A 24,619-nucleotide genomic window follows, 5' to 3' on the forward strand; every position below is an offset into this window, starting at 1 on the left:
AGGGCCGGGAGGATTCCGTCAGTCACGGGCACCCCCACCGTGCGGGCTGTCGGCTGAATCCGGGTTGTGTTCCGTGTGGCTCGTAGGTGGGCATGCGGGCCGTCGAGACGACGTAGTTACGGGATCGGTCCCGGATGGGGTGTTCGCGCAGCAACATCAAGGCCTACCCGGAGATCGTCCTGCAGGACGGCACCGAGGTGAAGGACTACACCGCCCGCGAGGTCGACGGCACCGAGCGCGCGCAGTGGTGGGAGCGGGCCGTCGCGGCCTTCCCGAACTACGCCGAGTACCAGGAGAAGACCGACCGGGAGATCCCGGTGTTCGTGCTCGACCCCAGGTAGTCCTCACCACCCCAAGGCAGCCATCACCACCGCAGGGGAAGCGCGGCGAGGTAGTCGCTGAGCTTCCCCGCGATCAGCCGGTGGTCGTGCGCCGAGAAGTGCCAGTCGCAGCCCAGCCGGTCGAGCGCCGGGTCGTCGTGGTTCCAGTGGACGACCCGGCGGTCACCGCGCTCCTGCACGACCTGGCGGGCGGCGTCGGCGAACCTGCCGGAGGCCTCGGGTACGCCCACCACGATCGTCGTGCGCGGGCCGTAGCGGGTGCGCAGCTTGTCGAGGAATCCCTGGTACGCGGTCTTGTACGCGCTGACCAGGTCTTCGGGGGTGGCCCACGGCTCACCGGGGTTGAGCGGGGTGGAGAAGTCGTTGGTGCCCAGCCCGACGACGACCACCTGGGGCCGCCACCCGGCAGGCACGCGCCACACGTCGCCGTCCACGTTCAGCAACGCCCTGTCGTAGTAGGTGCGGTAGCTGGTGCCGGTGGAGTGACCGTTGTAGTTGCGCACCATGCCCAGCCCGGAGAACGCGTTGACCTGGTAGTCCGCGTTCAGCGCACGGGCGGTGAGCGCCCCGAAGCTCAGGTCGGTGTTGGTGTTGCGGGTGACTCCGCCGTTCGCGGAGCAGTCGCGGGTGGTCGAGAGGTTGCCGTAGCCCGCGGTCAGGGAGTCGCCGATGAACTCGATCTGCCGGGCGCGCGGCACGGGTTTGGCGAGCACGGCACCGCCGTCCGCGGCCACGAACCCGCCGAACTGCCCTGCGGCCCAAGGACTCTCGGTGCGTTTGACCAGGCGCACGCGGTGTGTGGTGTCGCTCAGGCCCCGCACCCAGTGCGTGGTGCGGCCGGGCATGACGAGCGTCGCCGCGGTCGTGCCGTCGACCTGCACGTCGTAGTCGTTCACCGAGTCGTCGAGGACGATCCCGATCCCGGTGCCCCGGAAGCGGCCCTCGAAGTAGACGCCGGGCCAGGTGTACTGGCCGGAGGCGGTGACGCGGCCCGCCGTGTGCGCCTGGGAGGCGACGCCCGCTGTCGCCGGCGCGACCGTCACGGTCAGCGCCAGCACGGCGACGAGAACTGCTGTCCTGCGTGATCCGTTCATGAATCCTCGCAATCCGTCGAGTACTCGAACCAGTCGAAGAGGACCGTGCCCCGTGCGGCGTACATGCCGATGACGCGGCCGGTGAAGCCGCCGGCCACCTCGGTGGACAGGTACTTGCCGTCGAGCGCGGCGAGGGCCGTGAAGGTGCCGCCGGGTTCCTCGACGCCGAACGTCAGCGTGTCAGGCCCGGAACGCGCGTCAAGCGGCGTCTGGTCCTCCTGCACGCGCACCGCCAGGACGAGCGGTCCGCCCGGTGCGGGACGGGAGGCGACGACGCTGCTCAGCGGGCCGATGCGGGCGAGGACGCGCACCTCGCCGGACGCCACCTCGATCTCGTAGTGGTGGTCCTCGTCCAACCGGACCGCGAGACCACCGCTGCCGTCCGCCGGGTCCATCAGCGTGCGGACGACGCAGGACAGGTGCTGCTGGCGCCTGCCCACGAACGCGACGGCGGGATCGTCCATTCCGGACCCGCGGGCGTGCAACGTGAGCCAGCCGGGGCGTTCGCCGGTCGTGGGGCGGGTGCGCGGGGAGATCCAGCACGGCGCGAGCTCGTCAAGGTCGAAGTCGTCGCGCTCGGACACGGCGTGTGCGGGGCCGGGCACGAGGTCGCCGACGACCGGCCACCCGTCGACCCAGGTCACGGGTGCCAGGAAGGTCTCGCGGCCGAGCACGTGCCAGCCGGGGGTGCCTCCCCTCGGCCGGACACCGAGCAGCACCATCCACCACGCCCCGTCCGGTGCCTGCACCAGATCGGCGTGACCGGTGTTCTGCACGGGCTCGTCGGTGCCCCGGTGCGACAGGACCGGGTTGGCGGGGCAGGGCTCGAACGGGCCGGTGGGCGAGGTGCCGCGGGCGATCGAGACGGCGTGGCCCCGTTCGGTGCCGCCTTCGGCGATCAGCAGGTACCAGTGGTCGCCGATCCGGTGCAGGTGCGGTGCCTCCGGGGCCTTCGCGCCGGGTGTGCCCGACCAGAGCCGTTGAGGCGCACCGAACGTCTCGCCGGTGACGGGGTCGATCTGGTACTGGTGCACGCCCGCGACCGTGCACCAGCAGTTGCCTTCGTCGTCCCACGCGAGGTCGGGGTCGATGCCGTGCACGTCCGGCAGCGGCACGGGATCCGACCACGGCCCGGCCGGATCGGTGGCGGTGAGCACCACGTTCCCGCCGCCGTGGCTCACACTCGTGACGACCAGCCAGAACCGGCCGTCGTGGAAGCGGAGCGTCGGCGCGTAGATCCCCGCGGACGACGGTGTCGCGGCGGTCAGCGACAGCTGGCCCGGCCGGTCCAGCGCGTTGCCGATTTGCTTCCACCGCACCAGGTCCCGGCTGTGGAAGACCGGGATGCCGGGGAAGTACTCGAAGCTGGAGCACACCAGGTAGTAGTCGTCGCCGACGCGGCACACGCTCGGGTCCGGGTGCATCCCCGGGAGCACGGGGTTCATCGTTCCTCCCGCAGCACAACGCATCCGCCGGCCGGGAGTTCCGCGACGGTTCCGCCCGTGAGCAGGTCGTGGCCGCGCAACGGCACCGGTTCGGCGCGGTGGTTGAGGACGAAGTGCCAGCGGCACTCCTCGCTCTCGCGCGTCACGGCTTCGACGCCGCTCGGCAGGCCCGGAAGCACGGGGCCGGCACCGGCGACGTCCAGCAGTTCGGCGACCAGAGCCTTGTAGTCCACGGGATCGAGGCGGGTCGAGAGGTACCAGGCCGTGCCCTTCCTCGTCAGCGCGGGCGAACCGGCGAGCATGCCGTGGGTGTACACGGCGACCGTCTTGGCGCCTTCTGTCCGCACCGACTCGCTCCACGCCGTGGCGTGCGACCCGTCCGACAACGTGATCCGCTCTCCGCTGCGCAAAGGCCGGTACTCCTCGACCCGGATGCCGAGCGCCTCGCGCAGCGGTGCCGCCGGGTAGCCGCCGAGGCGCGCGTGCAGGCGGCCGTCGGCGACTCCGCTGAAGTGCTGCACCAGCAACGTCCCGCCGTCCGCGGCGTACCGGCGGAGGTTCTCCGCGCCCGCGTCGGTCAGCAGGTGCAGTGCCGGGGCCAGCACGACCCGGTAGTGGCTCAGGTCCGCCTCCGGGTGGGCGAAGTCGGCCACGACGCCGGCGTCCCAGACCGCTCGGTGCGCGGCGCGCAGCGCGGAGTGGTAGCCGAGGTCGGCCGACGGCAGGCCGTCCGAGTTCAACGCCCACCAGGCGTCGGAGTCGTGCAGCACGGCCACCTGCGCCGGCACGACCGACCCGGCCACCTCCGCCAGCCGGGCGACGGCCGCGCCGGTCTCGCGCACCTCGCGGAAGACGCGGCTGTCCGGTCCGGCGTGCGGGACCATCCCCGAGTGCCACTGCTCGGCACCGGCCTTCGACTGCCGCCACTGGAAGAACAGCGCTCCCTCCGACCCTCGTGCGATGTGGCCGAGCGAATGGCGCAGCACCTCCCCCGGTTCCTTGGCCAGCACGCGATCACCCGCGTACACGGTGCTGGTGCCCTGTTCCATCAGCAACCAGGGCCTGCCCGCCGCGAACGAACGGGCGCGGTCGGCGGCGAACGCGACGTCCGCGGCCGCGTCGAGACCGGGCGCGTCCGGGTAGTGGTCGATCGCCACGACGTCGACTTCGCGGCCGAGCGCCCACAGGTCGACGTTCTGGTAGCCGGGCATCATGAGGTTGGTCGTCACCGGGCGGTCGCTGTGCGCCCGGATCGCGTCGCGCTGCTCGAGGTAGGCGGCGATCACCTCGTCGGAGAAGAACCGGCTGAAGTCCAGTCCCTGCCCGGGGTTGCGGTGCCACTGGGTCGCGCGGGGCGGCAGGACCTGGTCCCACGCCGTGTACCGCTGGCTCCAGAACGCCGTCCCCCACGCCTCGTTGAGCGCGTCGAGCGAGCCGTGCCGGGCCTGCAGCCAGACGCGGAACGCGGCGGCGGTGTGCTCGCACCAGCACAGCGTCGCGTACTCGTTGTGCACGTGCCACAACGCGACCGCCGGATGGTGGCCGTAGCGTTCCGCGAGAGCCGAGGCGATGGCGCGAGCAGCCGTGCGGTAGGCGGGGGCGGTGAGGCAGTAGGTGTCACGACTGCCGTGGACGAGCCTGGTGCCGTCGGGGGTGACCGGCAGGGCGTCGGGGTGCGCGAGCGTGAACCACGGCGGCGGCGACGCGGTCGGGGTGGCGAGGTCGACGTGCACACCGTTGGCGTGCAAGCGGTCGAGGTGCGCGTCGAGCCAGGCGAAGTCGTAGCGGCCTTCCTCGGGTTCGAGCAGCGCCCAGGAGAAGACACCGACCGTGGCGAGGTTGACCCCGGCCTCCCGCATCAGCGCGTCGTCCTCCTTCCACACCTCCTCGTCCCACTGCTCGGGGTTGTAGTCACCGCCGAAGGCCAGCGCTCCCAACCGTTCCGTGATCACGACTCCCTCACCGGCAGCCGGGCGTCGTCGCGCAGGAACAACGGGATGCGCTCGATCGGCGCGGCGACCGTCACGGCCCGCCCGCCCTCGTGCTCGTCACCGGTCCACGCGTCGGTCCACCGCGCACCGGCGGGCAACCAGACCTCGCGCTCGCGGGCGCCCGCCTCCGTCACCGGGGCGACGAGCAGGTCCGGGCCGAGCAGGAACGCGTCCTCGACCCGCCACGCCTCCGGGTCGTCCGGGAACTCGAGGAACACCGGCCGCATCGGCGGCAGACCGGTCTCGGAGGCCGTGCGCATCTGCTCCATCACGTAGGGGCGCAACCGTTCCCGGAGGTGCAGGTGTGCGGCGAGGATCTCGTAAGCCTCTTCACCGTAGGACCAGACCTCGTTGGGCAGTCCGGTCATCCCGGGCTCGAGCACCTGCTCGGCGCCGCGGAAACCGTGCAGGCGGAACAAGGGGCAGAACGTGCCGTACTGGAACCAGCGCACGAGGACCTCGCGGTAGGCGGGGTCGCCGGGATCGCCGCCGTGGAAACCGCCGATGTCCGTCGTCCACCAGGGGATGCCGGACAGCATCACGTTGAGCCCGGCCTTGATCTGCGCCCGCAGCGTGGCGAAGTCCGTGCCGATGTCACCGGACCACAGGGCGGCGCCGTACCGCTGCGCGCCCGCCCACGAGGAGCGGTTGAGCGAGATGACCTCGGTCTCCCCCGCCGCGCGGAGTCCGTCGTGGACGGTGCGGGCGTTCTCGCGCGGGTAGAGGTTGCCGACCTCCAGACCGGGACCGGCGTGGTAGCGCAGGTTGTACTGGTGGCCGGGCTTGAGCTCGGGTTCACCGGCGTCCAGCCAGAACACCTTGATGCCGAGGTCGTGGTAGTTGCGGCGCAGGCGTTCCCAGACGTACTCGCGCGCCTCGGGGTTCGTGGTGTCGTAGAAGGCGACCTGCGCGGAGTAGGCGCCGAGCCCCTTGTCCGGCCAGTCGGCGTGGGCCATCGGGCCGAACTCGGTGCCGACGAACAGGCCCTGGTTCAGCATCGGGTGGTAGTTCTCACTGGCGGGGCTCACCGACGGCCAGACCGACACCATCAGCTTGACGCCCATGTCGTCGAGCTCGCGGACCATCGCCGCGGGATCGGGCCACTCGGCGGGGTCGAATCGCCAGTCGCCCAGGTGGGTCCAGTGGAAGAAGTCGCAGACGATGACGGACAACGGCAGCCCGCGCCGCTTGTGCTCGCGGGCGACCTCCAACAGCTCGTCCTGGGTGCGGTAGCGCAGCTTGCACTGCCAGAAACCCGACGCCCACTCGGGAAGCTCCGGCGAGTGGCCCGTGACGGCGGCGTAGCGGCGCAGCACGTCGGCCGGGGTGCCCGCCGTGATCCAGTAGTCGATCTGACGGGCGCTGTCGGCCACCCAGCGGGTGCCGGTCTCGGCCAGCTCGACCCTGCCGACGGCGGGCGAGTTCCACAGCAGCCCGTAGCCGCGGTCGGAGATCAGCAGCGGGATGGTGACCTCGGCGTTGCGCTGCACCAGGTCGAGGACCGCGCCCTTCTGGTCCAGCAGGCCGTGGGTGTGCTGGCCCAGGCCGTAGAGCCGTTCCCCCTGGTACGCACGGAAACGCTGCTCCAGCCGGTGGTGGCCGTTGCCGGTGGCGGTGGCGAGACGCGGTCCCGGCCACCAGAAGTGCGCGGGCTCCTCGGCCAGCAGTTCGGTGCCGTCCCCGGTCCTGCCGAACGTCAGCGTGCCCGCGGACGAGGGCAGGTCCGGTGTCAGCCCAGCGGTGCCCGCGTCGATCCGCACGGTCAGCCCGCCGGTCACGAGCGTCGCGTGGTCCTCGGCGACCTTGATCTGCACCTGGCTGTCAGGTGGCACGTCGAGCAGGGCGCCGGGGAGGTCGTCGAGCAACGGGCCCGCGGGGGTGGCGCGGACGCGGACGGCGTCGGGCCCCCAGGCCTCGACGCGCAGCGTCTCACCCCTGGCACGCCATTCCAGCGCGGTACCGAGGTCTCGGAAGTACGGGGACATGCGGGACTCCTCGGGTCAGTGCGGGGCGGGTCAGTGCGGTGAGGGTCGGTTCGGGGCGGGTCCGGTGCTGTCGCGCACGGTCAGGGCGGGGGTGAGCAGGACCCGGTCGTCCGCCGGGCGGCCGCCGTCGTTCGCCACCGCCAGCCGGTGCACGATCTGCTCGACGGCGACCCGGCCGAGGTCCTGCGCCGACCCGGTCACCGCCGTGAGCCTCGGCGCGAACTGCTCGGCGAGCTGGTCCTGGCAGAGCGCGACGACGGAGACGTCCTCGGGGACGGTCCGCCCGCTGGTGCGCAGCAGGCTGAGCAACGGGCCGATCGCGCCCTCGTTCTGCACCACGAAACCGGTGGTGCCGGGACGGTCCGCGAGGACGCGGGCGAGCGTGCCGGCCGTGCTCTCGTAGGTGCCCTCGCAGGTGCGATGCAGGAAGCGCAGGCCGCGCTCCTCCGCACGGCCGCGGAAGCCCGCGATCGTGCGCTCGGCGTACCCCGCGTGCCGGTGGTAGACGCCCGAGCCGTAGCCGATGAACGCGATCTCGCGGTGCCCGAGGTCGGCGAGGTGATCGGCGCACAACGCCCCGGCCGCCGCGAAGTCGTGGTCCACACAGGACAGTTCGCGGCCGTCGTCGGCCAGTCCGATGAGCGCGGCCTGGGTTCCCTGTGCCCGCAGCACCGGGATGCGTTCGTCGTCCAGCTCGACGTCCATCAGCACCACGCCGTCCGCGAGGCCGCTGGCGGCGATCCTGCGGACCCCGTCCGGTCCCTCGTCGTTGGTGATCAGCAGGACGTCGTAGCCGTGCCGGCGGGCCGCCGTGGTCACCGCGATGGCGATCTCCATCATCACCGGCACGTAGACGTCCGTGCGCAACGGCACCATCAACGCGATGATGTGCGACCGCCGGGCGGCCAGCGACCGCGCCCCGGCGTGCGGGTGGTACCCGAGCTCCCGCACGGAGCTCTGCACCCGCAGCCGGGTCTGCTCCGAGATCGCGCGCTTGCCGCTGAGCACGTAGCTGACCGTGCTGGACGACACGCCCGCGTGCCTCGCGACGTCGGCGATGGTCACCACGGCGTCAGCCCTTGATCGCGCCGGTCAGGACGCCCGTGCGGAAGTGCTTCTGCACGAACGGGTAGACGACGAGCAGCGGCACGAGCGTCAGCACCACCACGGCCATCTGCAACGACAGCGGCGCGGTCTGCGAGAGCGCGTCGCCGAAGCCCTGGTTGACCGAGCCCGGCATCCCGTTGCCCCGGCTGACGTAGGTGTAGAGCACGTACTGCAACGGCCACTTCTCGCTTTCCGTCGGCATGTACACCAACACGTTGAAGAACGAGTTCCAGTAGCCGACGCCGTAGAAGAGGGCCATCACCGCGGTGACGGCGCGCGACGTCGGCAGCACGATCGACCAGAGGATCCGCCACTCCCCCGCGCCGTCGATCCGCGCGGCCTCGACCAGGTCGGCCGAGGTGCTCGAGTAGAACGCCCGCAGGATCAGGATGTTGAACACCGACACCGCGCTCGGCAGGATCAGCGCCCACCACTGGCCGTACCCGCCGAGCCCGGTGACGACGAGGAACGTCGGGATCAGGCCGCCGTTGACGAACATCGTGATGATGAGCAACGTCAACAGGAAGCGGTGACCGAACGAGCGCGACCGGGACAGGCCGTAGGCGCACAGCACCGACACGACCATCGACACGAGCGTGCCGACCGCCGTGATCCCGAAGCTCACCAGCAACGCGGTGCGCACGGTCGAGTCCTCGAGCATCACGCGGTAGGCGTCGAAGGTCAGGCCGTCGGGCCAGAGCACGAGACCACCGGCGCGGTTGACGGCGCCCTGGGTGGACAGGCTGGTCACGACGATGATCCACAGCGGCACCAGCACCACCAGCAGCACCCCGCCGAGGGTCACGCCCTTGGCGGCCTCCCCCGCGGCGGTCGGCGGTTCCTCCCACGGCGGTCGCGCGTGCCGCCGCTTCCGCCGGAACGCCTGCGGCGCGACAGTCTTCTCGTCTTCGCCCGTGCGGACGACGGTGAGTGTCATTTGCGGTACAACCCGTCTTCACCGAAGGCGTGCGCGAGCTTGTTCGCACCCCAGATGAGCAGCAGGGAGATGACGCCCTTGAACAGGCCCGCGGCCGCGCCGTAGCTGTAGTCGTTGGTGGCGATGCCGAAGTAGAACGAGAACGTGTCGAGCACGTCCGCCGTGTCGTGGCCGACGGCGTCCCGCTGGATCAGGAACTGCTCGAAGCCGACGGTCAGCGAGTTCCCCAGGCGCAGCACCAGCAGCAGCACGATCACACCGCGCAGCCCGGGCAGCGTGATGTGCCACAGCCGCCTCCACCGGCCGGCGCCGTCCGCCGCGGCCGCCTCGTAGAGGTCGGTGTTGATGGCGGCGAGCGCGGCCAGGAACACGATGATCCCCCAGCCCGCCTCCTTCCAGACGAGCTGCGAGGTGACCAGGAGCGCGAAGGTGTCCGGGTTCGTCATGACGGCCCAGGTGCCGATGTCGTTGGCGCGCAGGAACTGGTTGAGCGCGCCGGCGCCGCCGAGCATCTGCTGGAAGATCGTGACCGCCAGCACCCACGAGAAGAAGTGCGGCAGGTAGACGACGGACTGGACGAAGTTGCGCACCCGTTCGCTCAGCACGGTGTTGAGCAGCAACGCCAACGCGATCGGCACCGGGAAGAACAGCACCAGCTGCACGAAGCTCAGGTACAGCGTGTTGCGCACCGCGCCCCAGAACAGCGGGTCACCGAACAGCCGCTCGAACTGGTACAGGCCCGCCCACGGGCTGCCCGAGACACCGGACAGCGGGTCGTACTCCTGGAAGGCCGTGACGAGCCCGAACAACGGCACGTAGTTGAACAGCAGCAACAGGACGACGGCGGGCACCGTCATCAGCAGCAGCGAGCGGTCGCGCCGCAGCCTCACCCGCCAGTTCCGCCGCGCCGGGCGCAGCGCGCTGGTCACTGGCCCGTGCCGTACTTCTGCAGCACGTTGTCGGTCATCCACTGGATCAGCCGGTCCCCGCCACCGCTGCCCTTCCAGGTCGCGACGGCGTCCTTGACCTCCTGCACCTTCTTCTTGCCCCGGTAGCAGTCCTTGATCGTGTCCGTGACGGCCTGCGCGGCCTCGGCGGTGGCCTGCGCCTGCGGCATGCTGACGTTCATGCCCCAGAAGACGGGCTTCGCGAGCGCCTTGGCGTTCGCGGCCTGCCAGGCGGCGAGATCCCGGGTGACGCCCTGCGCGGTCTGGTTGCTGATCACCTGGGCCGGTGAGGCGAGGAACGGGTAGGTCTGCGCCTGGACCTCCTTGCGGCCCGCGTCGGTGGGCGTCGGCACACCGCCCGAGGTGGTGAAGTGCGTGCCCTCGACACCGAAGTTGACCGCGGTGTACTCGGCGGAGCCGAAGGGCGCGGCCAGGTAGTTGGCGACGGCCAGGAGCTCCTCGATCTGCTCCGGCTTCAGGCTCGCGTTGAGGTAGCTGACGATGCTGGTGGCCGGCCCCATGTCGACGCGCGGCGCGCTCTTGCCGTCGGCGGCGAAGAAGTCGAACGCGCCGCGCCGGTAGTTCGGGTTCGCCGCCACGCCGTTCTGGTGGTCGGCGAGGTTCCACGCGCCCGTGCCGCCGCCCGCGATCAGCACCTTGCCCGCGTAGAACCGGGTGGTGCCCGCCTGGTCGCCCGCGAGCGCGTCGGGGTGCACGTACCCGGCCGTGGCGAGGCGGTGGTGCCAGTCGAGGGCCTCGTAGAACTGGTCGGTCTCGTAGAGGTGGACGAGCTTCCCGTTGTCCACCTTCCACTTCAGCGGAGCGCCGAAGGCCGTGTACAGGTAGGTGTAGACGTCGTCGAACGCCCAGACGCCGGCTTTGGCGTCGGTCAGCTCCTTGCCCAGGTTCATCAGGTCCTCGGCGGACCTCACCTGGTCCGCGGTGATGCCCTTGGCCTCGAGGACGTCACGCCGGTAGAACGTCGTGCCGGCGACCACGAAACCCGAGGAGAAGCTGGGGATCCCGTAGAGCTTGTCGCCCCAGGCACCCGCCCGCCAGGCGGCGGTCGGGATGGCCGCGAGGTTGGGGTACTTCTTCACGTTGTCACCGGACAGGAACGGCGTGAGGTCCGCGAGCTGGTTGCCGACCAGGCCGCCGGTGTTGAAGTTCGGGTTCCACCAGGACGGCAGGTTGATCCAGTCCGGCAGCCTCTTCGCCGCGGTCATCGTCGAGACGATCGTGTTGTAGGTGTTGCCGTCGGCCGGCTTCATCTCCAGCTCGACGCCCAGGGCCTTGTTCATGGCCTGGTAGAAGGCGTTGTCGGCGGGCGGGATGGTGCCCCACAGCGGCACGACCGCGGAGTACTTGCCGCCCCTGCCCGGTATCGCCGGCACGGTGGCGACGCGGTTCGCCGGGTAGCTCAGGAAGCCGGGATCGGTGAGGACGTCCGGGCCGCCCGCCACGGACGGGATGTCCGGCTTGATCGAGGTGAGCGGCACGTGGGCGGGCAGGACGGCCTTCAGCCCCGCCTCGGAGTTCACCCCGGCCCGCTGCGCCGCGCTGCCGCCGCACGCGGACAGCAGCGGTCCCGCCGCGACGAGCCCCGCGGCGGCGATGGAGGCGTTCAGGAAGCTTCTGCGGTTCAACTCGATGCCCATGGCGGAACCGATCCTTCGTCGTCGAAGTGTCGAAGCGCTTAAACAGATGTCGGCGAGGCTAGTGATGCAGGTCTCGTCAGACAAGGCCGTTGACAGCAGAAACCTGGTCGTGCCAACGTCGAAACGCTTCGCTTCCAGCGCCGACCCGAGGGGTGACCACGTGGGTACCGAGTCCGTCCCCGTCGTTGATCGGCTGCCTTTCCGCGATCCGGCGCTGCCGACGCGCAAGCGCATCGACGACCTGCTCGCGCGGCTCACGCCCGACGAACGGCTCGCGATGCTGCACCAGTACTCGCCGGCGGTGCCGCGGCTCGGCCTCGGCGCGTTCCGCACCGGGACGGAGGCGCTGCACGGCGTCGCCTGGCTCGGCCCGGCCACGGTCTTCCCGCAGGCGGTCGGCCTCGGCGCGACCTGGGACGAGGAGCTCGTGCGCCGCGTCGCCGAGGCCACGTCGATCGAGCTGCGGGCGTTCCACCACCACCGCCCGCCCCCCGTCGGCACGGGCGCGACGAGCCTGCAGGCCTGGGCGCCGGTGCTGAACCTGCTGCGCGACCCGCGCTGGGGCCGCAACGAGGAGGGCTACTCCGAGGACCCGGTGCACACCGCGCGACTCGGCACGGCGTTCTGCCGGGGACTCGCGGGCGAGCACCACCGGTTCCTGCGCACCGCCCCGGTGCTCAAGCACTTCCTGGCCTACAACAACGAGAACGACCGTTGCGTCACCTCGTCCGGACTGCGCCCGCGGGTGCTGCAGGAGTACGACCTCGCCGCTTTCCGCCCGGTCGTGGCCTCCGGTGCCGTCACCGGCGCGATGGCCGCCTACAACCTCGTCAACGGGCGGCCGTGCCACGTCACCCCGCTCATCGAGACCGAGCTGCGCCGCTGGACCGACCAGGAGCTCTTCGTCGTCAGCGACGCCGAGGCACCCTCCAACCTGGTCGACCCCGAGCACTACTTCGAAGACCACGCCGAGTCGCACGCCGCCGCGCTCAGGGCGGGCATCGACAGCTTCACCGACCACGGGCAGGACAGCGCGACGCCGGTCGGCAGGCTGCGGGAGGCGCTCGACCGCGGGCTGATCGACCAGTCCGATGTGGACCGCGCGGTGCGCAGGCAGCTGAAGATCCGCTTCCGGCTCGGCGAGTTCGACCCCGAACTCGACCCCTACGCGACCATCGGACCGGAGGTCGTCGACTGCCCCGAACACCGGGCGCTCGCGCTGAGGGCGGCGACCGAGTCGGTGGTGTTGTTGCGCAACAACGGGCTTCTCCCGTTGCGGTCGAGGAGGATCGCGCTGATCGGCCCGCTCGCGGACGCGGTGTGCGAGGACTGGTACAGCGGCACCCTGCCGTACGAGGTCTCTGTCGCGGATGGACTCGGTGTGGCCGTTGTGGACGGATCCGACCGGGTGGCGCTGCGCTCGCGCACCAGCGGGGAGTTGCTGGGCAAGACGGCGTTCGACGTCCACGACTGGGGCGACGGCGTGCTGACGTTGCGGTCCGCGGAGACCGGCCGGTACCTGAGCCTGCACGACACCTCGCTGGCCGCGGACCAGGAGCTGATCAAGAGCTGGGAGGTCCGCGAGACGTTCCGGCTGGTGCCCGCCGGGGATTCGGTGCTGCTGCAGAACGTGCTGACGGGCCGGTACGCCGTCGTCGACCCGGTCACCGGCAGGGTGGGCGTCACGGCAGAGACCGCGGACGCCGCCGAGCACTGGGAACGGGAACTGCTGCGGGACGGCACCGCGGAGGCGCTCGCGGCCGCCGCGTCGGCCGACGTCGCGGTGGTCGTCCTGGGCAACCACCCGCTCATCCACGGCCGCGAGACCGAGGACCGCGAGGGCATCGCGCTGCCGTCCTCCCAGGACGCTCTGCTGCGCGCGGTCGCCGGAGTTCGCGAGGACACCGTTCTCGTCGTGATGAGCAGCTACCCCTACGCCGTCGACTGGGCGGACGAGCACCTTCCCGCCGTGGTGTGGACGTCGCACGGCGGGCAGGAGACGGGCACCGCGCTCGCCGCCGTCCTGCTCGGCGAGGCCGACCCCGGCGGACGGCTGCCGCAGACCTGGTACCGCGGCGGCGACGCGCTGCCGCACCCGCTCGACTACGACGTCATCAAGGCGGGCTGGACCTACCAATACCACCGGGCCGCGCCGCTCTACCCGTTCGGACACGGGCTCTCCTACGCGGAGTTCGCCTTCCGCGACTTGGTCCTGTCCTCCGGCACCCTCACGCCGAACAGCGCGGTGGACGTCTCGGTGACCCTGGCGAACACCGGCACGCGGGCGGGCAGCGAGGTCGTCCAGCTCTACGTCCGCGCCTTGAACGCCCGCTACGAGGCACCGCTGGTGCGGCTCGCCGACTTCCGCAAGGTCGCGCTCGCCCCCGGCGAGGTCCGGGTGCTGCACTTCCGCGTGGCGACCGGTCAGCTCGCGCACTGGGACGTCGCGACCGGGGCGTTCACCACCGATCCGGGCGACTACGAGCTGCTCGTCGCCCGTTCCGCGCAGGACGTCGTGCTCACGGCCCCGCTCACCGTCGCCGGACCGGCACCCGTCCCGCGCGACGGTGCCGACCGGCGGCTCCTGGCCGTCGACTTCGACGACCACGACGGCGCGACGATCACCGACGCCACCCGCGCCAGCGGTGACGCGATCACACCCGCCGGTGCTGCCGCCACGCTGTGCTTCCGCACCGTCGACCTCTGCGGCGCGGTCTCGGTGGACGTCGAAGTCGCTTGCGCCACAAGCGATCCCGGTGGCCGGGTCGAGTTCTGGTCGGGATCGGCACCGCTGGCGGAGATCCCCGTTCCGGCCACCGGTGACCGCTACTCCTGGACCACCGTGACGGCAGCGCTGCCCGCGCCGCTGGAAGGTGTGCACGACCTGCGGGTGGTGCTGCACGGTGATGTCCGGCTCGCCGCCTTCACGTTCACCACGGCCGGCTGATCAGTCCTTCGTCACCCGCAGCAGTGGTTCCCGCGTGCGCACGCCGGTGCGGCTGGCGAGCTTGGGCGGCAGCAACGTCAACGCCGGTGGCTGGTGGCCGTTCAGCTTGGCCACCAGCAGGTCGACCGCGCGCCTGCCCAGCACCTCGACCGGCAGCTGGACCGAGGTGAGCCGCAACCGCTCGGCGAGCTCGTCCGGGCAGATCGCGACCACCGCGACGTCGTCGGGCACCCGCCTGCCCTCGGCCCGCAGGCAGTCGACGACCTTGCCGAGCACCGCCTCGTTCTGCACGACGAGCGCCGACATCCGCGGCAGTTCCCGCAACAGCGTGGTGACGACGGCGAGCACGGACTCCTGCCGTTGTTCGGCGGGCAGCGCGGTCGACGTGACGCCCCGGCGCATGGCCGCGGCGCTGAACCCGGCGAGGGTTCGTTGCGCGAAACCGGTGTTGCGCTCGTAGACGACGCTCGGCGCGCCGAGGAACCCGATGCTGCGGTGCCCCAGTTCGGCCAGGTGGTCGACGCAGCGCGCGCCGGCCGCCTCGAAGTCCAGGTCGACGCAGGTGAGGCCCTTGACCGCGGCGGGGTGGCCGAGGAGCACGGACGGACTGCCCAGCTGCCGCAGCACCGGCACCCGCTCGTCGTCGAGTTCCACGTCCATCACCAGGAACCCGTCCACCCTGCCGCCCTCCGCGAGCGCGCGCAGTCCCGCCGCGCCCTGGTCCGCGGTCACCAGCAGCACGTCCATGTCGTGTGCGCGGGCGGCCGTGACGACGGCGGTCACGAACCGCATGACGACCGGCAGGTGCACGCCCTCCCGCAACGGCAGAACCAGCGCCAGCACGTTGGTCCTGCTCCTCGCCGCCGCCGGCAGACCGCTCTGCGGCCGGTACCCGAGCAGCTGGATGCTCTCCCGCACCCGCACGCGGGTGTGCGCCGAAACCGGGCGTTTGCCCGTCAGCACGTACGAAACAGTGCTGGGAGCGACCCCCGCATGCTTCGCCACGTCCACCATGGTGACCACGCCGACACCTCCGGACCGCGCCGAATCGAAGCGCTTCGATCGGCCTCAGAATGTGACACGGGCGAAACTGGCCCGTCAAGGAATCGCGCCCCGTTCGACTGTTTCGACCACGGGCTCGTCGATGGCGGCCAGCGGGTTCGACGTCGTGCCGCGCACCCCGCACTACGATGATCGCCACCACCCACGAGCAGGAGACGGGCATGATCACGATCAAGGAGGTCGCCCGTCACGCCGGCGTGTCGATCAGCACGGTCTCCTACGTGCTCAGCGGGAAGCGCAGCATCTCCGAGGAGACCAAGCGCCGCGTCGAGCAGAGCATCGCCGCCCTCGGCTACCACCCGAACGCCGGTGCCCGCGCTCTCGCCTCGAACCGCTCGCGCGTGCTCGGTCTCGTCGTGCCGCTGCACTCCGACCAGAACCTGCCCGTCGTCATGCAGTTCGTGTCGTCGATCGTGGCCTCGGCCCGCGACCACGACTACGACGTGCTGCTGCTGACCAAGGAGGCGGGTCCCGGCGAGGCCCACCGGGTGATCGCCAGGTCCATGGCGGACGCGATCATCGTGATGGACGTGGAGAGCGCCGACCCGCGGGTGCCCGAACTGCGCACCGTCGACGCGCCGGTGGTCCTGCTGGGCATGCCCGACGACCACGAGGGCCTGAGCTGCGTCGACCTCGACTTCGCCGCCGCGGGACGGCGGATGGTCGGGCACCTCGCCGACCTCGGGCACCGGTCGATCGCGCTGATCGGCTCACCGCCCGCGGTGTACGAGCGCGGCACGAGCTACGCCGCCCGCCTGCTGGCCGGGTTCCAGCGCGAGAGCACGAGGCGGGACCTGACCGCCACGGTGCACTCGTGCGCCCCCGGTTACGACTCGGTCGCCGCCTGCCTCGACGACGTGCTGCACGCAGGTCACGGCATCACCGGCCTGGTCGTGCACAACGAGGCGGTCCTCGGCCAGCTCCTGCTCGAACTGCGGCGGCGCTCGCTGGACGTGCCGGCCGACCTGTCGGTGATCGCGCTGTGCCCCGACGACGTGGCGGTGAGCCTGCCCGTGCGGCTCACGTCGATCTCCGTGCCGGCGCAGGAGCTGGGGGCCATCGCCGTGGAGATGGTGGTGACGCGGCTCGCGCAGGACCACGCGCCGGAGGTCAGGCTGCTCCAGCCCCGCCTCACCGAGCGCGGCAGCACGTCCGCCCGCTGACGCGACTCTTCTCAAAGGACGTTCGCGTCACCCGGTCCACTGAGGACCACCGCCGCTCTCCGTTCGGTCCTAAACGGACTCGTTCGGACCTGATGTTGCTCCGAACGGACTTGTCCCAGGCGTGACGCAGCGACGTAGGGTGATCAGATCACGCGGTCTTCCAGCGAATTCCCGGTGAGTTCGGGGGAATCAGTCGCCGTGTGTGACCAGGCGCGCACGAGGAGACGAATCAGGATGAACATCGAAACGGCGTTGAAAGAGGCGATGAACATCGCCGGTGCGGTGGGGGCCGCGCTCGTCGACTACGACAGCGGGATGTCGCTCGGCACGATCGGCGGTGGCGACTGGCTGAACCTGGAGGTCGCCGCGGCCGGCAACACCGAGGTCGTGCGGTCCAAGCAGCGCGTGATGTCGGCGCTCAAGCTGAACGACGAGATCGAGGACATCCTGATCACCCTGCACCGCCAGTACCACCTGATCCGCCTGCTGACGCCGAGCGCGCGGGGCGAGTCGAAGCTGTTCCTCTACCTGGTGCTGGACCGGGAACGGGCCAACCTCGCGCTGGCGAGGCACAGCCTCAGGGCCATCGAAGCCGACCTGACGGTGTGACCTGGATGGGCGAGTTCTCCCTTCACACGGCGACAAGTGCGGACGCGCTGCCCCTGCGCAGGCGCGGATCGGCGGCACCGGAGGCCGTGCCGTCCGCGGCGCGGCCCGCTCAGGGCTCCAACGCGAGATTGATGACCGAGGCGCTGCGCGAGGTCCACGCCGACTTCGACTCGGTCTCGATCAACGGCGTGCTGGTCGCGACGCGGGACGGCCTGGTGCTGTGCGGTGTCACGCGCGGCATCGAGGACGACGGGGTCGCGGCGATGGCGGCGGCGGCGGCCGGGCTCGCGACGCAGTTCACCTCCCAGGCCGGTGTCGGCAGTCCCCGGGCGGTGTTCTTCGAGGGCGACTCCGGTCAGGTCGGGGTGTTCGGGGTCGACGCCGACACGCTGCTGGTCGTGCTCGGCGAGCGCGACACCACCATGGGCATGTTCAACGTCGTCGCCAAGCAGGCGCTGGCGAAGCTGCAGCAGGCGGTCGCCGCTCGCCGGTGACGACCGGACTTCGACGGTGGAGGTGGCCCCGCGCCCGAGGTCACCTCCACCGGAGCGGTCAGTCCTTCAGACCGCGGTAGGTGAAACTGCCGAAGTCGGCCCAGGACGTGCTCGGCGCACCGTCACTGGTCGCGTACAGTCCGATGTGGACACCGGTGAACCCGCCCGCGGCCTGGGTGCTGAGCATCCGGCCGTCAAACGGGTCCCCCAGCGGCTGCCAGTCCTCCGCACCGGAGGCGACGAGTGCCCGGTGTTCCTGGCCGGTGGCCTCGAAGCACAGCCGCACCACGCCCTGCGCCACCCGCGTCCGCGCCAGCACGTCCTCCCGTCCGGCGGCACGGCGCACGAGCGCGACCTCGCGGCCGGCGCCGAGCAGGAGCCGGACGTGGTGGTCGTCGTTCTGCAGCAGCACGAGTCCCGCCGCCTCGGTCGGTCCGGCCGGCGTGAAGTCGAGGTCGCAGGACGCGTGGAAGCTCTGGTGCTGCTGGCGACGCAGGACGGCGCTCGGCGTGACCGGTTCGGCGATCGACTCCGGGCGCACCCGCAGCCGGAGGTGGCCGGGGCGGTCCGTCACCGACCAGAACACCTCATCCGGCGTGCGCAGGAACATCCACGCCGGGTCGAACGAGTCGAAGTCGTCGGTCGGACCGGTCTCCGGCCAGGGGTGGGCGGGCAGGCCGGGAACGTCGTACGCCGGCTCGACGCGGCCGGTGCCGGGGCTGAACACCGGGCCGCCCGCCTCCCACGTCACCGGCACGAGGAACGTCTCGCGGCCGAGGTTGTAGACGTAACCGCCGTACGGCCTGGTGGCGAGCAGCACGGCGAACCACTGGCCGTGCTGCGTGCGCACGAGGTCCGCGTGACCGGTCGCCGCGATCGGGTGGTCGCGGCCGAGGTGGCGGTGGGTCAGCACCGGGTTGAGCAGGGAGCCGCGATAGGGACCCGTGACCGAGTCCGCCGCCGCCACTACCACCGAGTGCTCGAAGTCGGTGCCGCCCTCCGCGCACAGCAACAGGTAGCGTTCGTCCACTTTGTACAGATGTGGTGCTTCGAGCCAGACGGAGTCGTGCGACGTGCCGCTCCACAGCACGTGCTCGTCACCGATGAGCTCCAGCTTCTCGGGGTCGAACTCGCGCAGGTACACCTCGGTCTGCCCGGGACGGCCGCCCGGCACCTCGCGGGTCGCCGTCCACCACGCCCGGCCGTCGTCGTCGAAGAACAGCGACGGGTCGAACCCGTCCGCCTCCGGCAGCCACCGCGGCTCCGACCACGCACCGGCCGGATCCTCGGCGGTCACGACGAAGTTGCCGCTCTTCTCCAGGCCGTCGACCAGCGTGCACACCACGTAGAACACGCCGTCGTGGTGGCGGATCGTCGGCGCGTACAGGCCGCCGGACGCCCGCACCCCCCGCAACGGCAGCTGGGAGGGCCGGTCCAGCACGTGGCCGAGCAGCCGCCAGTGCACGAGGTCCCGGCTGTGGTGGATCGGCAGACCCGGGAAGTACTCGAACGTCGAGGTGACCAGGTAGTAGTCCGATCCCGCCCGGCACACCGACGGATCGGGGTGCGAGCCGGGCAGGACCGGGTTCTCGAACTGTGCCAAGTGGACGCTCCCGCTAGGGGTTGAGCCGGGCGTACGCGGGCTTCGGCCTCAGGTTCTCGTCGAACAGGCAGGCCGCGCCCTCACCGGGGAACACGTCCGGCACCCACGAGTGCCGGTCGGTGAAGCCCCAGGTGGTGAACTCGACGCACTTGCGCACGGCGTGGCAGGCGTCCCACACCTGGCCGAAGTAGCTCGCCTGCGCGTCCAGCTTCTCGGGCGTGACGGGCAACGGGATCCGCACGTCGGCCTCGGTGATCGCGACGTCCAGGCCGAGCGCGGCGAACCGGGCGATGTTCTCCTTCATGCCCGACGGGAACCCGTACATCAGCGAGAGGTGCCCCTGGATGCCGACGCCGTGGATCGGAACGCCCTGCCGCTTCAGCGACTTCACCAGCTCGTACGTCGCGTCGCTCTTGGGGTTGAGACCCTCGATGTTGTAGTCGTTGATGTACAGCTTGGCCTTCGGGTCGGCGGCGTGCGCCCAGCGGAACGCGTCGGCGATGTAGCGGTCGCCGAGCTTCTCCTGGAACACCGTCGGCCTGCGCGTGCCGTCCTCGTTGAACGCCTCGTTGACGACGTCCCACGCCCGGATCTTGCCGCGGTACCGGCCCGCCTCTGTCTTGATGTGGTCCTTGACGACACCGCGCAGCTCGGCGGCCTCGAGCCCGGCCACCCAGTCGGGCAGCTGGCTGTGCCACACCAGGGTGTGACCGCGGACGGTCTTGCCGGTCTTCTTGGCGTACTGGACGATCGCGTCCGCGCCGGACCAGTCGTACTGGCCGCGGACGGCTTCGACGACGCCCCACTTCATCTCGTTCTCGGGCGTGACGCTGTCGAACTCGCGCGTCAGCACCTTCTTGTAGTCCGCTTCGGCGTTCAGGTGCTGGACGGCCACCGCGCTGCCCACGTACCTGTTCGTGCTGTTCTTCAAGGGTCCTGCGGCGGAAGCGGGAACTGTCTGCGTCAGCAGCAACAGCGCGGCGATGCCGGCCGTCAATCGGGTGCGCACGATTCACTCCTTTGTGAAGTCAGCCCTTCACCGAACCGGTGAGGCCTCCGACCATGCGGCGTTCGGCGAGCACGAAGAACGTGAGCGCGGGGATCATGGACAGCGCGGTGAAGGCGAGGATCTTCGCGGTGTCCTGGCTGTGCTCGGACTGGAACATCGCCACGCCGAGCGGGAGCGTGAAGTTGGTGGAGTCGTTGAAGACCAGCAACGGCAACAGGTAGAAGTTCCAGCTGGTGACGAACGCGAGCACCGACACCGTGATCAGCGCCGGGCGCGAGAGCGGCAGCAGGATCCGCCAGAAGAACCCGAGCTTGGCGGCGCCGTCGAGCAACGCCGCGTCCTCCAGCTCGCCGGGGATGGCGTTCATGAACGGCCGCAGGATCACGATCGTGACGGGCAGCGAGAACGCGGCCTCCGGGATCGCGACGCCGAGCGGGTTCTCCAGCAGTCCCAGCTGGCGCAGCCACAGGTACAGCGGCAGCGTCGCCACGCCGAGCGGGAACAGCAGCCCGAGCGTGAAGAACGCGTAGAACGCCTCGCGGCCCTTGAACGCGTAGCGGGACAACGCGAACGCCGCCATCGCGCCGAGCACGACCGCCAGCGTCGTCGCGATCACGGCGATCAGCGCGCTGTTGCCGAGCAGCCGCCAGAACTGCGGCGAGCCCACCACCTCGGCGTAGTTGCTCCACACGAACGGGCCCGGCAGGCCCGCCGGCGAGGAGTTGATCTGCGCAGTGGTCCGGAAACCGCCCAGCACCACGAACAGCAGCGGTACCACCGTCATCCCGATGACGGCGAACGCGGCCAGGTAGCCGACGGTGTTGCGACGTGCCATCTCAGCGCACTCCCGTCAACGCGCCGGCGGTGTCGCGACGCAGGGCGAACCGTTGGTAGAACAACGCGAACACGAAGCAGATGACGAAGAGGATCACCGCGACCGCGCTGCCGAACCCGAACTCGTACCGCTTGAACCCGTGGTCGAACAGGTAGGTCGCCATCGTCGAGGACGCGTCGGCGGGACCGCCGAGCGTCATGATCCAGACCAGGTCGAACAGCTGCAGCGACCCGATCACCGACAGGAACACCCAGATCCTGATCGTCGGTCCCAGCAACGGGAGCACGACGTGCCGGGTGGTCTGCCAGGCGCCCGCGCCGTCCAGCGCGGCCGCCTCCCGCAGCTCGGGCGGAACGCCCTGCAGGCCTGCCAGCAGCAGGATCACGCCGAACCCGATGTACTTCCACGTGATCACCACGAAGAGCGTGTAGAGCACGACCGACGGGTCGGCGAGCCACAGCTTCACGACCCCGCCGAGACCGACGCCGCGCAGGATCTCGTCGACGAAACCGCCCGGCTGCAACATGAGCAGCCAGATCACCGCGGTCACGGCCTCGGACAGCACGTACGGCGCGAAGACCACCATGCGCAGGACGCTCCGGCCGCGCAGCTTCCGGTTGAGCAGCAACGCGAGGCCGATGCTCAGGGGCAGCTGCACGACGATGGACAGCGTGGCGATGATCAAGTTGTGCCCGATGGCGCCCTGGAAGACGTCACCGGAGAAGGCGTCGACGTAGTTGTCGAGGCCGACGAAGTCCGTGAGCGGGCCGAAGCCGTTCCACGAGTAGAGGCTGTAGTACGCGGCCACGCCGATCGGCACGAGCACGAACCCCACGAACAACAGCAGAGCCGGTGTCAGAAGGAACGCGAGTTCGAGGCGGGTGCGGACTCTGGACCGCCGCCGGGTGCCCCCGGCCGCTGGCGCGTGCGGCACGGGGGCGGTCGGCGGCCGCGTGGTGATCGCGGCACTCATCATTTGTTCCCGGCTGCTGCTTCGCTCACCGACTTGACGATGGTGTCGGGCCCGCCCTGCCCCGCGAAGAAGTTCGCGATGGCGTCGTTGAGGGCCTGGCCGACCTTGGTCGGGAAGGCGGTGTCGAAGTAGAGCTGCACGTGCGACGCCTTGGTCATGTTCGCGGCGATCACCTTGTGCGGCTCGCTCTTGAGCGCTGCCACGCCGGCAGGGGTCACCGGCAGACCGGAGTTGGTCTCGGCGAGGATCTTCTGGACGTCGTCGCCGACCAGGTGGCCCAGGAACTCGGCGCACGCGGTGGCCGCGCGAGTGGTGCAGGAGAACCCGTCACCGCCGCCGACCATCACGCTCGGATCGCCCTGTCCGCCCGGCACGCTCGGGAACGGGAACCAGCCGATCTTCGAGCCGATCTCCTTGTCCTCGGTGAGCGCCTGCATGACGTCGGGGTTCCAGTCGCCCTGCAGCTCCATGGCCGCCTTGCCGTTGGCCACCAGGCCCGCCGAGCTGCCCGCCCCCTGCTGAGCGGGCGTCCCGACGAACCCGTCCTGGAACGGTTTCGTGTCCAGGAAGCTCTTGAGGTTCTCGCCCGCCTTCAGGAAGCACGGGTCGGTGAGCTCGGTCTTCTCGACCGCCTTCTTCAGCGTGTCGACCGAGCACTGGCGCACCGCGAAGTACGCCCAGTAGAACGCGTCGGGCCAGCGGTCCTTGCCACCGATCGCGATCGGTGTCACGCCCGCGGTCTTCAACTTGGCGACGGCCGCGTTCAGCTCGTCCAGGGTGGTCGGCGGCGTGGTGATGCCCGCGCCGGCGAACACGTCCTTGCGGTACCAGAACCCGACCGCGTGCATCAGGTACGGCGCGCCGTACTGCTTGCCGCCGACCTTCCAGCCGTCGGCGTTCTTGGCCAGCGGGCCGATCCAGCCGGACGAGGCCTGGGTGATGTCCGCGATCTTGCCGGACTTCAGCTGGTCGGCGAGCGCACCGCCACCCCACTGCTGGAACAGGTCCGGCGGGGTGTTGCCCTGCAGGGCGAGCGGCACCTTGGTCTGGAACTGCTCGTTCTGCAGCGGTTCGATCGTGAACGAGGTGTTCGGGTGGGTCTTGTGGAAGTCGTCGGCGATCTGCTGCCACTTCGACTTCATCGGCTCGGTGGTCCGGTTGTGCCACCACGTGAGGGTCACGGGGCCTTCGGTGGAGGCGTCTGAGGCGCCACCACTACTGCACCCGGCCAGCACCATCGCCGCGGCGGCGAAGAGAGCAAGGGGCTTTCTGGAACGCATTGGGGTCCACTCCTGACGACGTCGGCCGAGTTGGACTGCCTGTGTTGGGGCCAGAGACTCTCGCGGAAACCGGTCTCGTGTCAATCGTTGTCGATAACGTTTTACACGGCTAGCCTGACCCGGTGCCCCCACGCTCTCGCGTCACGATCAAGGACGTCGCCGCTCAGGCCGGCGTCTCGGTAGCCACCGTGTCCAAGGTCCTCAACAACCGCTACGGCGTCTCCGCCGACACGTTCGCGCGGGTCACCGCCGTGATCAAGGACCTGGGGTACGAGGCGAGCCTCGTCGCTCAGAGCCTGCGCAACCACCGCACCAACGTCATCGGCATCCTCGTCGCCGACATCGAGCCGTTCAGCACCGAACTGCTCAAGGGCGCGGCGGACGCGATCCGCGGCACCGGGTTCGAACTGGTCGTGTACTCGGCAGGGGGTCGCACGGGCGATCCCCAGGGCTGGGAGCAGCGGTACCTCACGCGGCTGAGCGGCACTCTCGTCGACGGCGCCGTGCTGGTCACGCCGGCCGTCGACCTCGAAGGCCTGCCCGGAACCCCCGTCGTGGCCGTCGACCCGCACACCGGGCGCGCGGCGCTGCCCACGGTCGACTCCGACAACCTGCACGGCGGCCGGCTGGCCACCGAGCACCTGCTCGAGCTCGGCCACCGCAGGATCGCGATGCTGACCGGCCGCGAGGACCTGAAGTCCGCGCAGCAGCGCGAAACCGGCTACCGCGGAGCACTCGCCAGCGCCGGTGTCACGGTCGACGAGAACCTGGTCCGCCGCGGTGACTACGACGCGGACGTGGCCGCCGCGTCGGCCCGCGACCTGCTGACCGGGCCCGACCGCCCGACCGCGATCTTCGCCGCCAACGACACCACCGCCATCGCTGCCATCGAGGCCGCCCTCGAGCTCGGCCTGCGCGTGCCGGAGGACCTCTCGGTGGTCGGCTTCGACAACATCCCAGAGTCCGCGCTGTGCACTCCGCCGCTCACCACGGTGGAACAGCCGATCCGCGAGATGGGCCACCGCGCACTCGAGTTGCTGGTGCGGCTCATCAACGGCGACGAGCCCGCCGACACCCACATCACCCTGGGCACCGACCTGGTCGTCCGGCAGTCGACCCGCCCACTGACCTCGTGAGGT

The 24,619-nt window shown here is 70.5% G+C and carries 20 protein-coding genes; 6 read left to right on the forward strand and 14 right to left on the reverse strand.

Annotation, left to right across the window (positions count from 1 at the left end; translation table 11 throughout):
- Positions 1 to 134 precede the first annotated feature (134 nt).
- Positions 135 to 341, forward strand: a complete 207-nt coding sequence (locus tag IE307_RS02580) for a nitroreductase/quinone reductase family protein (protein WP_191295792.1) — start codon at positions 135 to 137, stop codon at positions 339 to 341.
- A 23-nt stretch (positions 342 to 364) separates the two neighbouring features.
- Here IE307_RS02580 and IE307_RS02585 read toward each other — a convergent pair whose 3' ends face one another.
- Genes IE307_RS02585 through IE307_RS02620 form a run of 8 tightly spaced genes read right to left on the reverse strand, consistent with a single transcriptional unit; the run spans position 365 to position 11,505 of the window.
- Positions 365 to 1,435 (reverse strand): SGNH/GDSL hydrolase family protein, encoded by a 1,071-nt coding sequence (locus IE307_RS02585; protein ID WP_191295793.1) that lies wholly within the window; start codon positions 1,433 to 1,435, stop codon positions 365 to 367.
- The gene (locus IE307_RS02590; RefSeq protein ID WP_229904316.1) at positions 1,432 to 2,880 is read right to left on the reverse strand and encodes a glycoside hydrolase family 43 protein; all 1,449 of its coding nucleotides are present in this window, start codon (positions 2,878 to 2,880) and stop codon (positions 1,432 to 1,434) included. The genes IE307_RS02585 and IE307_RS02590 overlap by 4 nt, the downstream gene beginning before the upstream one ends.
- Entirely contained in the window at positions 2,877 to 4,832 is a 1,956-nt protein-coding gene (locus IE307_RS02595) for a beta-galactosidase (RefSeq protein ID WP_229904317.1), read from the reverse strand. The genes IE307_RS02590 and IE307_RS02595 overlap by 4 nt, the downstream gene beginning before the upstream one ends.
- Complete coding sequence (locus IE307_RS02600; RefSeq protein WP_191295795.1) at positions 4,829 to 6,856, reverse strand: glycoside hydrolase family 31 protein; 2,028 nt, start codon at positions 6,854 to 6,856, stop codon at positions 4,829 to 4,831. Before IE307_RS02600 ends, IE307_RS02595 begins: the two co-directional genes overlap by 4 nt.
- Before the next feature lie 30 nt (positions 6,857 to 6,886).
- Complete coding sequence (locus IE307_RS02605) at positions 6,887 to 7,924, reverse strand: LacI family DNA-binding transcriptional regulator (RefSeq protein WP_191295796.1); 1,038 nt, start codon at positions 7,922 to 7,924, stop codon at positions 6,887 to 6,889.
- Positions 7,925 to 7,928: 4 nt separating this feature from the next.
- Positions 7,929 to 8,900 (reverse strand): carbohydrate ABC transporter permease, encoded by a 972-nt coding sequence (locus tag IE307_RS02610; RefSeq protein WP_191295797.1) that lies wholly within the window; start codon positions 8,898 to 8,900, stop codon positions 7,929 to 7,931.
- Entirely contained in the window at positions 8,897 to 9,829 is a 933-nt protein-coding gene (locus tag IE307_RS02615; protein ID WP_229904318.1) for an ABC transporter permease, read from the reverse strand. Before IE307_RS02615 ends, IE307_RS02610 begins: the two co-directional genes overlap by 4 nt.
- Positions 9,826 to 11,505: an ABC transporter substrate-binding protein gene (locus IE307_RS02620; RefSeq protein ID WP_191295798.1), complete on the reverse strand. Its 1,680-nt coding sequence runs from the start codon at positions 11,503 to 11,505 to the stop codon at positions 9,826 to 9,828. Before IE307_RS02620 ends, IE307_RS02615 begins: the two co-directional genes overlap by 4 nt.
- A gap of 160 nt (positions 11,506 to 11,665) precedes the next feature.
- Between IE307_RS02620 and IE307_RS02625 the strand changes: the two genes are divergently transcribed.
- Complete coding sequence (locus IE307_RS02625; RefSeq protein WP_229904319.1) at positions 11,666 to 14,452, forward strand: glycoside hydrolase family 3 protein; 2,787 nt, start codon at positions 11,666 to 11,668, stop codon at positions 14,450 to 14,452.
- Here IE307_RS02625 and IE307_RS02630 read toward each other — a convergent pair whose 3' ends face one another.
- Positions 14,453 to 15,466, reverse strand: coding sequence for a LacI family DNA-binding transcriptional regulator (locus IE307_RS02630; RefSeq protein WP_191296462.1), 1,014 nt, complete (start codon positions 15,464 to 15,466; stop codon positions 14,453 to 14,455). It lies immediately after the preceding gene.
- Positions 15,467 to 15,675: 209 nt separating this feature from the next.
- On the opposite strand from IE307_RS02630, the gene IE307_RS02635 reads away from it, so the two are divergent.
- From IE307_RS02635 to IE307_RS02645, 3 genes are all read left to right on the forward strand, one after another.
- Complete coding sequence (locus tag IE307_RS02635; RefSeq protein ID WP_191296463.1) at positions 15,676 to 16,677, forward strand: LacI family DNA-binding transcriptional regulator; 1,002 nt, start codon at positions 15,676 to 15,678, stop codon at positions 16,675 to 16,677.
- Positions 16,678 to 16,911: 234 nt separating this feature from the next.
- Positions 16,912 to 17,286, forward strand: a complete 375-nt coding sequence (locus tag IE307_RS02640; protein WP_191295800.1) for a hypothetical protein — start codon at positions 16,912 to 16,914, stop codon at positions 17,284 to 17,286.
- Between the two features lie 5 nt (positions 17,287 to 17,291).
- Positions 17,292 to 17,780, forward strand: a complete 489-nt coding sequence (locus tag IE307_RS02645) for a roadblock/LC7 domain-containing protein (RefSeq protein ID WP_191295801.1) — start codon at positions 17,292 to 17,294, stop codon at positions 17,778 to 17,780.
- Between the two features lie 58 nt (positions 17,781 to 17,838).
- Here the strand turns inward: IE307_RS02645 and IE307_RS02650 are convergent, their stop codons facing one another.
- From IE307_RS02650 to IE307_RS02670, 5 genes are read right to left on the reverse strand one after another with little or no spacing between them, the layout of a single operon-like run.
- Positions 17,839 to 19,383: a glycoside hydrolase family 43 protein gene (locus IE307_RS02650; protein WP_191295802.1), complete on the reverse strand. Its 1,545-nt coding sequence runs from the start codon at positions 19,381 to 19,383 to the stop codon at positions 17,839 to 17,841.
- Positions 19,384 to 19,396: 13 nt separating this feature from the next.
- Positions 19,397 to 20,392, reverse strand: a complete 996-nt coding sequence (locus IE307_RS02655) for an endo-1,4-beta-xylanase (RefSeq protein ID WP_229904321.1) — start codon at positions 20,390 to 20,392, stop codon at positions 19,397 to 19,399.
- Positions 20,393 to 20,411: 19 nt separating this feature from the next.
- The gene (locus IE307_RS02660; RefSeq protein ID WP_191295803.1) at positions 20,412 to 21,227 is read right to left on the reverse strand and encodes a carbohydrate ABC transporter permease; all 816 of its coding nucleotides are present in this window, start codon (positions 21,225 to 21,227) and stop codon (positions 20,412 to 20,414) included.
- A gap of 1 nt (position 21,228) precedes the next feature.
- The gene (locus IE307_RS02665; RefSeq protein WP_191295804.1) at positions 21,229 to 22,200 is read right to left on the reverse strand and encodes a carbohydrate ABC transporter permease; all 972 of its coding nucleotides are present in this window, start codon (positions 22,198 to 22,200) and stop codon (positions 21,229 to 21,231) included.
- Positions 22,200 to 23,480, reverse strand: coding sequence for an ABC transporter substrate-binding protein (locus IE307_RS02670; protein WP_191295805.1), 1,281 nt, complete (start codon positions 23,478 to 23,480; stop codon positions 22,200 to 22,202). Before IE307_RS02670 ends, IE307_RS02665 begins: the two co-directional genes overlap by 1 nt.
- Positions 23,481 to 23,602: 122 nt before the next feature.
- Here IE307_RS02670 and IE307_RS02675 point away from each other — a divergent pair, with 122 nt between their 5' ends.
- Entirely contained in the window at positions 23,603 to 24,616 is a 1,014-nt protein-coding gene (locus IE307_RS02675; protein WP_191295806.1) for a LacI family DNA-binding transcriptional regulator, read from the forward strand.
- Positions 24,617 to 24,619 lie beyond the last annotated feature (3 nt).

Source organism: Lentzea cavernae (assembly GCF_014653695.1).
Taxonomy (GTDB): domain Bacteria; phylum Actinomycetota; class Actinomycetes; order Mycobacteriales; family Pseudonocardiaceae; genus Lentzea; species Lentzea cavernae.